The sequence below is a fragment of the Kocuria sp. CPCC 205297 genome, assembly GCF_040981035.1.
Lineage (GTDB): Bacteria > Actinomycetota > Actinomycetes > Actinomycetales > Micrococcaceae > Kocuria > Kocuria marina.
In genome coordinates, this window is sequence record NZ_JAVKPY010000003.1 from 153,272 (window position 1) to 165,223 (window position 11,952).

Here is an 11,952-nt window from a genome sequence, read left to right on the forward strand (position 1 = left end):
TCCGACCCCCGTCTCCCGCCAATGAGAATCAATGTCATGTAGCCGTGCGTGAGCATATCATGAACCATTCTCAATAAGGGGCGTGGTGAGAACGGGCCGCTCAGGCCCAGGACTCCGAGCGGGGGCGGCCCTCGTCGTACCCGGACTGGGACTGGATGCCCACCACGGCGCGCGCCGCGAACTGCTCGAGCGTGGCCGCACCGGCGTACGTCATGGAGCTGCGCACCCCGGAGGTGATGTGGTCCAGCAGGTCCTCCACGCCGGGGCGCTGGGGGTCCAGGTACATGGTGGAGTTGGAGATGCCCTCCTCGAACAGGGCCTTGCGGGCCCGCGCGAAGCGGTCCTCCCCGGCAGTGCGGTGGCGCACGGCGCGCGCCGAGGCCATCCCGAAGGACTCCTTGTAGGCGCGCCCGTTGGCGTCAATATTGATCTCACCGGGGCTCTCGTGCGTGCCCGCGAACCAGGATCCGACCATCACCTGGCTCGCGCCGGCCGCGAGCGCGAGGGCGACGTCGCGCGGGTGCTTGACCCCGCCGTCGGCCCACACGTGCTTGCCGAGATCGGCCGCGGCCTCCGCGCACTCGACCACGGCGGAGAACTGGGGGCGACCCACGGCGGTCATCATGCGCGTGGTGCACATGGCCCCGGGGCCCACGCCCACCTTGATGATGTCGGCACCCGCGCCCGCGAGGTCCCGCACGCCGTCCGCGGTGACCACGTTGCCGGCCACGATCGGCACCCGGGGGTGCAGGGCCCGCACGGTGGACACGGCCTCCAACGCTTTGATCTGGTGACCGTGGGCGGTGTCCACCACGAGGACGTCCACCCCGGCCTCGAGCAGTTGCTCGGCCTTGCCGGAGACGTCCCCGTTGATTCCGACCGCGGCACCCACGCGCAACCGGCCGTCGTCGTCCAGGGCGGGTGCGTAGATCGTGGAACGCACCAGGCCCTGGTGGGTCAGGATGCCCACGACCTCGCGTCCGCGCAGCACCGGGGCCACGTTGACGCGCGCGGCGGACATCGTCTCGTAGGCGGCGCGCAACACCTCCGGGTCGGAGTCCACGGGGAAGTCGCTGTCCTGGAACTCGGGGCCCTCCGAATGCGCCAGGTCCCCCAGTTGGGTGAAGCGGTCCACGTCCCGGCAGTCGGAGTCCAGGACCATGCCGGCGTAGTGCTCGTCCGCGTCCACGACGATGACCACGCCGTGGGGGCGTTTGTGCATGATCCCCAGGGCGTCGTGCACGGTGTTGCTGCGGTGCATCACCACGGGGGTCTCGTAGCGCGGCGAGCGCTGCTTGACCCACGAGGTCACCTCCGCGATCACGTCCAGCGGGATGTCCTGGGGCAGGATGCCCAGACCGCCGCGCCGGGCCATGGTCTCGACCATGCGCCGCCCGGTCACCGCGGTCATGTTCGCGGCCACGAGCGGGATGGTGGAACCGGTGCCGTCCGCGGGGGCCAGATCGACGTCGAACCGGGAGGTCACCCGGGACATCGAGGGCACCAGGAAGACGTCATTGTAGGTCAGGTCCGTGGTGGGTGTCGTCAGGAATCGCACAAAAGGAGAGTCTACGTGCTCCGCCGCGGGCCGGCGGGCGGGCCGGCGGGTAGGTGGCAACCGTCCAGATGCCTCACTAGACTGAAAAACCGGTACGGCTTTGCGTGCGCGAAGCCAGTTCGCAAGTCCCGCGGCCGGTAAGCTCCGTGGGAGCCACACGAGGGCCGCAAGGACCAGCTCGCCGCCCGGGACACCCAGCACAGATGGAAGAGGCGTATCACTAGTGCCAGACCAGCCGCGTCACCTTATCCCTGAAGAATTTGCCGGCAACGAATGGCTCGTGGACGAGCTGTTCGACAAGTACCAGGCGGACAAGAACTCGGTGGACAAGAAGTGGTGGCCCATCTTCGAACAGATGGTCGGCGACGACCAGTCCGATACCCAGACGTCCGACACCAAGACCTCAGCAGCCGCCCCGTCCCAGGGGGCGGCTGCGCGGACGTCCGGGGGTGATCGTCCCGCTGGACGGCGCGACGACGCCGCCGCCAAGACGTCCGCGGACAAGGCCTCCTCCGGGACGTTCGGCGAGAACAAGCCCGCCTCCGGGACGGCGTCAACCTCGTCCAAGACCGAGCAGAACACCTCCGGTGCCGGCGCGGAGGCGCCCAGGAAGGCGCAGCGGGCCAAGTCCCCGGCGCCGTCGACCACCGGTTCCAAGGCGAAGGGACGACCCGAAGGCGTGGACACCGAGACCGAGACCAGCGAGGGCTCCGGAACCAAGCGCCCCATCCGGGCGCAGCCGGAGGACCGTGCGAAGGACAAGGGCCAGGACAAACCCGCCGAGGACACCGTGGTCAAGCTGCGCGGTCCCGCCAAGGCCGTGGCCGCCAACATGGACGCCTCCCTGACCGTGCCCACCGCCACCACGGTGCGCGCGGTGCCCGCCAAGCTGCTGATCGACAACCGCCTGGTGATCAACTCGCACCTGGCCCGTAACCGCGGTGGCAAGGTGTCCTTCACCCACCTCGTGGGCTACGCCGTGATCCGCGCGCTCGCCAACTTCCCGTCCCAGAACGTGATCTACGACGAGGTGGACGGCAAGCCCGCCGCGGTGCATCCCGCGCACGTGAACTTCGGGATCGCGATCGACATCCCCAACAAGGACGGTTCCCGCAACCTGGTGGTGCCCAACATCAAGGGTGCGGAAGAGATGTCCTTCCAGCAGTTCTGGACCTCGTACGAGGACATCGTCAAGCGCGGGCGCAATGGCGCGCTAACCATGGAGGACTACGCGGGCACCACGGTGTCCCTGACGAACCCCGGTGGCATCGGCACCGTGCACTCGGTGCCGCGACTGTCCAAGGGCCAGGCGTGCATCATCGGCGTGGGTGCGCTGGACTACCCCGCCGAGTACAAGGGTGCCTCCCCCCGCACGATCGCACGCAACGCGGTCTCCAAGGTCATCACCCTGACGTCTACGTACGACCACCGCGTGATCCAGGGCGCCGGTTCGGGTGAGTTCCTTAAGCTCGTGGAGCACTACCTGCTGGGCGGCGATGACTTCTACGACCACATCTTCGAGGCCCTGCGCATCCCCTACGAGCCCGTCCGCTGGGCCGTGGACAACCAGGTCAACCCCGAGATCCAGATCAACAAGGTCGCCCGGATCCAGCAGCTGATCCACTCCTACCGCGTGCGCGGTCACCTCATGGCGGACACCAACCCGCTCGAGTACGTGATGCGCAAGCACCCGGACCTGGACATCCGCACCTACGGGCTCACCCTGTGGGACCTGGAGCGCGAGTGGCCCACCGGCGGTTTCGGCGGCCAGAGCCTGCTCACGCTGCGCGTGATCCTGGGTCGGCTGCGGGATGCCTACTGCCGCACCGTGGGCGTGGAGTACATGCACATCCAGGAGCCCGAGCAGCGCGAATGGTTCCAGTCCAAGCTCGAGCGTGACTACCAGAAGCCCGCGCGCGAGGAGCAGTTCCACATCCTCGAGCGGCTCAACGCCGCCGAGGCTTTCGAGACCTTCCTGCAGACCAAGTACGTGGGTCAGAAGCGCTTCTCGCTGGAGGGCGGCGAGTCGCTGATCCCGCTGCTGGACGCGATCATCTCCGAGGCCGCGGATGCTTCCCTCGCGGGTGTGGGCATCGCGATGGCCCACCGCGGCCGCCTCAACGTGCTGACCAACATCGCCGGGAAGTCCTACGCCCAGGTGTTCCGCGAGTTCGAGGGCAGCCAGGACCCGCGCGCCGCCGAGGGCTCGGGTGACGTGAAGTACCACCTGGGCACCGAGGGCGTGTTCACCTCCGACAACGGCAACGCGACCCAGGTGTACCTGGCCGCGAACCCCTCCCACCTGGAGGCCGCGGACCCGGTGATCGAGGGCATCGCCCGCGCCAAGACGGACGTGCTGGGCGCCGGGCCGGAGGGTAACGGTGAGTACCCCGTGCTGCCCATCCAGGTCCACGGTGACGCCGCGATGGCCGGACAGGGCATCGTCTACGAGGTCATGCAGATGTCCGGGCTCGAGGCCTACAACGTGGGTGGCACCATCCACGTGGTGGTCAACAACCAGGTGGGCTTCACCACCGCGCCCTCTGCGGGCCGCACGTCCACGTACTCCACGGACGTCGCGCGTACCGTGCAGGCCCCGATCTTCCACGTCAACGCGGACGATCCCGAGGCCGTGGCCCGTGTGGCGCAGCTCGCGTTCGAGTACCGCCAGCGGTTCCAGCGCGACGTCGTGATCGACCTGGTGTGCTACCGCCGCCGCGGGCACAACGAGGGCGACGACCCCTCGATGACCCAGCCGCTGATGTACTCCCTGATCGACGGCAAGCGCTCCACGCGCAAGGTCTACACCGAGAACCTCGTGGGCCGCGGGGACATCACGCAGGAAGAAGCGGACCGCGCTCTGAAGGACTACCAGGAGCGTCTGGAGCGGGTCTTCGCCGAGACCCATGAGGCCCAGACCTCCACGGTCCCGCTCGTGACCGGGGACGCCGCCGCGATCGCCAACATCGAGCGGCCGTCCGCGCAGCAGGCCGATTCCGGGGTGTCCGTGCCCAAGACCACGGCCATCTCCGAGGAAGCGGCTCACCGCATCGGTGACGCCCACGTGGACCTGCCCGAGGGCTTCACGATGCACCGCAAGCTGCACAAGCTCGCGGAGAAGCGCCGCGAGATGACGCGCGAGGGCGGGATCGACTGGGGCATGGGCGAGCTCATGGCCTTCGGTTCGCTGCTCATGGACGGTGTCCCGGTGCGGATGTCCGGTCAGGACGTGCGCCGCGGTACGTTCACGCAGCGCCACGCGGTGTTCTTCGACGCCGAGAACGGTGCCGAATGGACCCCGCTGAACCACCTCTCCGCGGACCAGGCACGGTTCTCGATCTACAACTCCTTGCTCTCCGAGTACGGCGTGCTGGGCTTCGAGTACGGCTACTCCGTCGAACGCCCCGAGGCGCTCACGGTGTGGGAGGCGCAGTTCGGTGACTTCACCAACGGTGCGCAGACCATCGTGGACGAGTTCATCTCCTCCGCGGAACAGAAGTGGGGTCAGCGCTCCAACCTGGTGATGCTGTTGCCGCACGGCTTCGAGGGCCAGGGACCCGACCACTCCTCCGCGCGCATCGAGCGCTTCCTGGTGCTGTGCGCGGAGAAGAACATGATCGTGGCCCAGCCCTCCACCCCGGCCAACCACTTCCACCTGCTGCGCCGCCAGGCGTACTCGCGCCCGCGCCGGCCGCTGATCGTGGCCACGCCCAAGCAGCTGCTGCGCCTGAAGGCCGCGGCGTCCCCGGTGGAGGAGTTCACGCAGGGCGGCTTCCAGACGGTCATCCCGGACACCGCCGGGCTCGACGACGCCAAGGTCACCGACGTCATCCTGGTCTCCGGTCGGTTGTACTACGACCTCGTGACCCAGCGGAAGAAGTCGGACGACCACTCCACCGCGATCGTGCGCGTGGAGCAGCTCTACCCGCTGCCCGTGGACGAGATCAAGGAACAGCTGGCGCGCTACCCGGAGGCCCGGATCCTGTGGGCTCAGGACGAACCCGCCAACCAGGGTGCGTGGCCGTTCATGGCCGTGAACCTCGTGCCGCAGCTGGACCGCCCGGTCACGCTCGCGTCCCGCCCCGCCTCGGCCTCCCCCGCCAACGGCTCGGCCAAGCGCCACACGGCGGAGCTGGAGACCCTGGTGCAGCAGGCGTTCGCCCGCGGCGAGTGAGTGCCGCCCGGCGCACGGGACCGCGAGCTGCGCGGCGTCGTACGCCCCCGCCCGATCACCGGGCATGATCCGCCCGGGGGGCCGTCGCGAGACGGCCCCCCGGGTCCCAGCTAGCGAAGGATGTAAGAAGAGTGGACCAACGCAGGATCCGCATTGTGGCCGTGGGAGACGAATTGTTGGCCGGCGTGGACGACCCCCGCGCGCTCGGCTGGTTCGGACGAGTCATGGCGCGCACCCCCCGAGACGTGGTTCCCGTGGACGCCTACAATCTCGCCGCGCCTGGTCAGGGCAGTGAGACCCTCAACGACCACTGGTTCGCGGAAGCTTCCCGCCGCTTCGATTCCGCGTGCGACAACCGTCTGGTGATCGCGCCGTCCGCCCTGGACATCGACCTGGGGATCACCTCCGCCCGGTCCCGGCTGAACATGGCCAACATCGTGGACCAGGCCACCCAGAACAACACCAAGGTACTCGTCGTGGGTCCCCCGCCCACCCTGGACCCGCAGCGCAACCGCAAGATCGCGGACCTCTCCGCGGCCTACGGGGACGTGACCACGCGGCGCAACCACGTGTACGTGGACACGTTCAACCCCCTGCAGCACCATGAGCAGTGGCGCAAGGACCTCGCCGCCAACCACGGCAACCCCGGTCAGGCCGGCTACGGGCTCATCGCGTGGCTTGTGCTGCACCGCGGGTGGTACGACTGGCTGCAGCTGCCCGAGCCGCGCTGAGGCTCTCGCCTCTCGCCGTGGCGACCGCGGCGACCGCCGCAATGCGTGGCGGCGGTTCCGGGTGATACCACCCGCGGCGCTGGCCGCAGGGTCCGGGGGCACCCCTATGGCATGGGCGACACCAAAGCGGTGGCATGAGCACCGCCCGGAATGTGAGATACTGACAGACGATGTCCCAGCCAATCATCGCAGGAGGTACATCATGAGCAAGCGTGGACGTAAGCGCAAGGATCGTCGCAAGAACTCGGCAAACCGCGGCAAGCGGCCCAATTCCTGAGGTTCGGCGAACGCATCCCGAAGCCCCCGTGACCGTCATCGGTCACGGGGGCTTCGCTCTGGCCGAGGGATCCGCGTCACCGGGTACTTCGTTCCCCGGGTCCCTGCGCGGCTGAGCACTCACGCCGCTGGGTGCCGCCGGCGATTCATCCCGCCCGGTACCGGCGCCGCCCGGTCCTCAGGCAGCGGGGTGCTCGTTGCACTGGGCGTCGATGCGCGCGAGGATCGAGCGCTTGAGCTCGTCCGGCGCGGTCTCGCAGCACGAACGCTTCACCACGGAGCGGATCACGCACTCCAGGTTGTACTCGCGCTCGCAGTCGGCGCAGTCCGTGAGGTGCGCGTGGATCTCCTCGAGGTCCTCGGTGGTCAGTGCCCCGTCCAGGTACTCGTAGATCCGTTGGATGCGTTCGTCGGTGCAGCCGTTGTGACACGGTTTCGCGGTCATGCTCTAGCCTCGATCCTTCGCTCGTGCGCCGTCCTTGGTCTTCTTCTGGACCTTGGACGTGTCGAATCCTCGTTCTTGGGCGTAGTCGCCCAGTTTCTCGCGCAGAAGCTTGCGGCCACGGTGCAACCTGGACATCACGGTTCCGATGGGCGTGTCCATGATCTCGGAGATCTCCTTGTACGCGAATCCCTCCACGTCCGAGAAGTACACCGCCAGACGGAACTCCTCGGGCAACTCCTGCAGGGCTCGCTTGACGTCCGAATCCGGCAGGTGGTCCAACGCCTCCGCCTCCGCAGAACGCAGTCCCGTGGAGGTGTGCGACTCCGCGCGGTGCAGCTGCCAATCCTCCACGGTGTCCGTGTTGGCCTGGCGCGGTTCGCGTTGCCGCTTGCGGTACAGGTTGATGTACGTGTTGGTCAGGATCCGGTACAACCAGGCCTTGAGATTGGTCCCCGGCTTGTACTGGTGGAATGCGGAGAACGCCTTGGTGTAGGCCTCCTGCACTAGGTCCTCGGCATCGGACGGGTTGCGGGTCATGCGCAATGCCGCGGCGTAGAGCTGGTCCACGTACTGCATGGCGTCGCGTTCGAAACGCTCACGGCGCTGCTGCGTGGTTTCCGCTCCGGCGGGCACCTCTTCGGGGTGTTCCACCGGATGGGAATCGTGAGTTCGCTGATCGTTCATCACGTCCCAGTCTAAGGTGGGGGCCGTCATCCTCCGCCGTCACCCACTTCCCTGGTCGTTGCCGAGTGTTACGTCACATATGTGGCACTTCTGTACACCGTGGATAACACGCACGCGCCGTGCGAGTATTCCCGGCGGCGGCGCGAACTCGGGCCGATAGGATGGCTACAGTGCGTACCCGGAGATGCCGGGGCCGTAAGGAGGAGAACCATGAGCATTGTTCGTCGTCTCGCCCGCCCGCTGCTCGCCACCGGTTACATCGCCGGGGGCGTCAACGCGTTCCGCAACTCGTCCGCTGCCGCGAAGCAGTTGGACCCGGTCCTCAAGGCCCTCGAGAGCGCCGCCCCGCAGGTGCGCCCCGTGACCGCCAACCGCGCTCAGGTCGCACAGGGCATCGCCGCCGCCCAGGTCGTCGCGGCGTCGCTGCTCGCCGCGAGCAAGCTCCCGCGCCTGTCGTCCACCGTGCTGCTCGGCACCACCGCGCTCAACGGCTACACCCAATACCGCTCCGCGGACGCGAGCACCACCGAGGGCAAGGCCGCCCGCCGGTCGGACCTGCTCAAGAACGTGTCCCTGCTGGGTGCCGTGATGATCGCGGCCGTGGACACTTCGGGCAACCCGTCCCTCGTGTGGCGCGCTAGCCACCTCGCCGACGATGTCCGCAAGAACGCGGTCAAGGTCGGCAAGGACACCAAGAAGAAGCTGGAGCAGGCCGAGAAGGCCGTCCAGGACGCCGTTTCCAACTAGGAGCACCGCGCCACGTGATGCCGAGCAACGGCGAACCGCAAGCCCTGGATGCCGCTCACTGGCGGGCCCCCTTCTCGGAGGGGGCCGCCGTGAGAGGCACGGTGGCCGTCCCCGGTTCCAAGTCCCTGACCAACAGGTATCTGGTCCTCGCGGCCCTCGCGGATGAACCGTCCGTGCTGCGCAAGCCGTTGCACTCGCGTGACAGCAGGCTCATGATCACCGCGCTCGAGCAGTTGGGCGCGGTGATCGAAGCGCTGCCTTACCCGGGGCCGTTCGGTCCGGATCTGCGGATCACCCCCCTGCCCCGCGCGCATACTCTCACCGGGCCCGTGGCCGTGGACTGCGGTCTTGCGGGTACCGTGATGCGCTTCGTCCCGCCCCTGGCGGCGCTATGTTCCGGGGTCGTGGATTTCGACGGCGACGCCGGAGCGCGCGTGCGTCCCATGGGTCCCGTGATCGCGGGGTTGCGCGAGCTCGGCGTGTCCGTCGAGGACGACGGCCGGGGCACGCTGCCGTTGCGCGTCGTCGGCACCGGATCGGTGACCGGGGGCACCGTGACGATCGACGCGAGCGGCTCGTCCCAGTTCGTCTCCGCGCTACTGCTCTCCGCGGTGCGCTTCAACTCCCCGCTCGTACTGCACCACGAGGGCGGCTCCGGTGTGCCCTCACTACCGCACGTGGACATGACCGTGTCCGTGCTGCGCGACGCCGGTGTGGCCGCCGAGCGCATCGGTGACGCCGCGTGGCGGGTCAGCCCGAGCGACGTCGCCGGCCTGGACGTGACCGTGGAACCGGACCTGTCCAACGCCGGACCGTTCCTGGCGGCGGCCGTGGTCACGGGCGGGACCGTGAGCATCCCCGACTGGCCCGCCCACACCACGCAGGGCGGGGATCAGTGGCGGCGGATCCTGCCCCTGTTCGGCGCGGACGTCCGTGTGCAGGGCGGCACGTTCACCGTGACCGGCCCGGACGAGATCGCCGGGGTGGACCTGGATCTCTCAGAAGCCGGCGAGCTCGCGCCCACCGTGGCCGCGATCTGCGCGCTAGCCACCGGCCCCTCCGTGCTGCGCGGTATCGCCCACCTGCGCGGGCACGAGACCGATCGGCTCGCCGCGTTGAGCACCGAGCTCAACGCGCTGGGTGGGAACGTGGAGGAGACCGCGGACGGACTCCTGATCACCCCCGCTGAGCTGCACGCCGGAGTCTTCCACAGCTATCACGACCACCGCATGGCCACCGCGGGAGCCATCCTGGGCCTGCGCGTGCCCGGGATCCGGGTGGAGAACGTCGCCACCACCGCCAAGACGCTTCCCGATTTCCCGGGCATGTGGGACCGCCTCGTGCGGCGGGGTTCCTGACGCAGTGGCCCGCAGGACCTGGGACGAGTCCGACGTCCGGATCCGCGCGAACAAGCGCGGCTCCCGCCCTCGCACCAAGCGGCGACCCACGCACGAGGACGCCGTGATCGTACGTGTGGTGGCCGTGGACCGCGGCCGGTACACGTGCGTGGTGGGAGAGGACGAGGAACAACCGCGCACGGTGACGTGCGTGCGCGCCAAGGAGCTGCGGCGCCGGCCCATCGTGCCCGGGGATCTCGTGGGCGTCGTGGGTGACGTCACCGGTGCCCCGGACACCCTGGCACGCATCGTGCGGATCGAACCGCGCACCACCGTGCTGCGTCGCAGTGCCGATGACACCGATCCCGTGGAACGCGTGATCGTGGCGAACGCGGACCGGCTCGTGCTCGTGCTCGCGGCGGCCTCTCCCACCCCCCGCACGGGATTCGTGGACCGCGGGTTGGTGGCGGCATGGGACGCGGGAATCACCCCCGTGGTGTGCATGACCAAGTCCGATCTGGCCGATCCCACGGAGTTCCTGGACTACCTCCACGACCTGGACGTGATCACCCTCAGCACGCAGCGCGCGACCGACCGCGGCGAACGACCCGAGGCCGGCATCCACGAGCAGTCCCTGGCCGTGTCCCCCGATTCCCTCGAGCGGTTGCGGTCGTTGCTGGACGGTCATGTGAGCGTGTTCCTGGGGCCCTCCGGCGTGGGCAAGTCCACGCTGGTCAACGCCCTCACGGGAGCGCAGCGGGCCACCGGCGGCGTCAACGACGTCACGGGCCGTGGCCGGCACACGTCGTCCTCCGCGCGCGCTCTCACGGTGCCCGGAACCCGCCCCGGGACCTGGGTCGTGGACACTCCCGGGATCCGTTCCCTGGGTCTGGCCCACGTGCCCGAGGAGGAACTGCTCAACGCGTTCACCGACCTGGTCCCCGCCACCGCAGACTGTCCTCGCGGGTGCCTGCACACGGAGGATTCCCCCGGGTGCGCGCTGGACGCGTGGGTGCACCGCCCGGGGGCCTCCCCGGCGGCCCCGCAGCGGCTCGAATCGCTGCGCAGGTTGCTCGCGGCGTCGCGCGGGCAGACACAGCGGGGGGACAGCGAGAAGCAGCTCGGACAAGCGATAACGTAGACGCATGCGTGCACCCAGCAGTTACACGGACGACCTCCGCCTGGCCCACATCCTCGCGGATTCCGTGGACGGACTGACCATGAAACGGTTCAAGTCCCAGGACCTCACCGTGGAGACCAAACCCGATCTCACACCCGTGACGGACGCGGACCGCGAGGCCGAACAAGTGATCCGCGCGCAACTGGGGCGCGTACGCAACCGGGACGCCGTGATCGGTGAGGAGTTCGGGACCACGGGTTCGGGCGGCCGCCAGTGGGTCATCGACCCGATCGACGGCACCAAGAACTACGTGCGCGGCGTACCCGTGTGGGCCACGCTGATCGGTTTGATCGAGGACGGTGAGGTGGTGTTGGGCGTGGTGTCCGCGCCGGCGCTCAACCGCCGTTGGTGGGCCGCCGCCGGGTCGGGGGCCTTCACGGGGCGCTCACTCTCGCAGGCCACGCGCTTGTCGGTCTCCTCAGTCAACCAGCTCTCGGACGCATCGCTGTCCTACTCGTCCCTGAGCGGATGGCGGGATCTGGGTGTGCGCCAGCAGTTCATCGAGCTCACCGATTCCGTGTGGCGCACGCGGGCCTACGGGGACTTCTGGTCCTACTGTATGGTCGCCGAGGGCGCGGTGGACCTCGCGTGCGAACCCGAACTCAACCTCTACGACATGGCCGCGCTCGTGCCCATCGTCACCGAGGCCGGCGGGCGTTTCACGTCCCTGGCCGGGCAGGACGGTCCCTTCGGGGACAACGCCCTGGCCAGCAACGGTCTCCTGCACCACGCCGCTCTGGACGTCCTCGGTACCGGCGCCCCCCAGGACTGAACGAGCCCGGTGTCACGTGCGTGACACCGGGCTCGTCCGTCTCATCCG

General features: G+C 68.8%; 9 protein-coding genes. 6 read left to right on the forward strand and 3 right to left on the reverse strand.

Translation table 11 applies throughout. From position 1 onward, the window contains the following. Positions 1-100: 100 nt before the first annotated feature. Positions 101-1,558, reverse strand: coding sequence for a GuaB1 family IMP dehydrogenase-related protein (locus tag RF650_RS03710; RefSeq protein ID WP_131332659.1), 1,458 nt, complete (start codon positions 1,556-1,558; stop codon positions 101-103). Positions 1,559-1,781: 223 nt separating this feature from the next. Between RF650_RS03710 and RF650_RS03715 the strand changes: the two genes are divergently transcribed. Continuing rightward, positions 1,782-5,732, forward strand: a complete 3,951-nt coding sequence (locus tag RF650_RS03715) for a multifunctional oxoglutarate decarboxylase/oxoglutarate dehydrogenase thiamine pyrophosphate-binding subunit/dihydrolipoyllysine-residue succinyltransferase subunit (protein ID WP_131332658.1) — start codon at positions 1,782-1,784, stop codon at positions 5,730-5,732. A 131-nt stretch (positions 5,733-5,863) separates the two neighbouring features. After that, a complete protein-coding gene (locus RF650_RS03720) occupies positions 5,864-6,463 on the forward strand; it encodes a GDSL-type esterase/lipase family protein (RefSeq protein ID WP_098054024.1) in 600 nt (199 codons plus the stop codon). Positions 6,464-6,917: 454 nt separating this feature from the next. On the opposite strand, the gene rsrA is transcribed toward RF650_RS03720, so the two are convergent. Both rsrA and RF650_RS03730 read right to left on the reverse strand, forming a co-directional pair. Then, positions 6,918-7,184, reverse strand: a complete 267-nt coding sequence (gene rsrA / locus RF650_RS03725; RefSeq protein WP_131332657.1) for a mycothiol system anti-sigma-R factor — start codon at positions 7,182-7,184, stop codon at positions 6,918-6,920. A gap of 3 nt (positions 7,185-7,187) precedes the next feature. Further along, positions 7,188-7,868, reverse strand: coding sequence for a sigma-70 family RNA polymerase sigma factor (locus tag RF650_RS03730; protein ID WP_131332656.1), 681 nt, complete (start codon positions 7,866-7,868; stop codon positions 7,188-7,190). 210 nt (positions 7,869-8,078) lie between these two features. On the opposite strand from RF650_RS03730, the gene RF650_RS03735 reads away from it, so the two are divergent. The 4 genes from RF650_RS03735 to hisN are packed head-to-tail and all read left to right on the forward strand — an operon-like array spanning position 8,079 to position 11,904. Next, complete coding sequence (locus tag RF650_RS03735) at positions 8,079-8,615, forward strand: DoxX family protein (protein ID WP_064845833.1); 537 nt, start codon at positions 8,079-8,081, stop codon at positions 8,613-8,615. A gap of 17 nt (positions 8,616-8,632) precedes the next feature. After that, positions 8,633-9,973 (forward strand): 3-phosphoshikimate 1-carboxyvinyltransferase, encoded by a 1,341-nt coding sequence (aroA, locus tag RF650_RS03740; protein ID WP_368814109.1) that lies wholly within the window; start codon positions 8,633-8,635, stop codon positions 9,971-9,973. 4 nt (positions 9,974-9,977) lie between these two features. Then, positions 9,978-11,093 carry a ribosome small subunit-dependent GTPase A gene (gene rsgA, locus RF650_RS03745; protein ID WP_311254109.1) on the forward strand — a complete coding sequence of 372 codons (1,116 nt, stop codon included), beginning with the start codon at positions 9,978-9,980 and terminating at the stop codon, positions 11,091-11,093. 4 nt (positions 11,094-11,097) lie between these two features. Continuing rightward, complete coding sequence (gene hisN, locus RF650_RS03750; RefSeq protein WP_131332653.1) at positions 11,098-11,904, forward strand: histidinol-phosphatase; 807 nt, start codon at positions 11,098-11,100, stop codon at positions 11,902-11,904. Positions 11,905-11,952 lie beyond the last annotated feature (48 nt).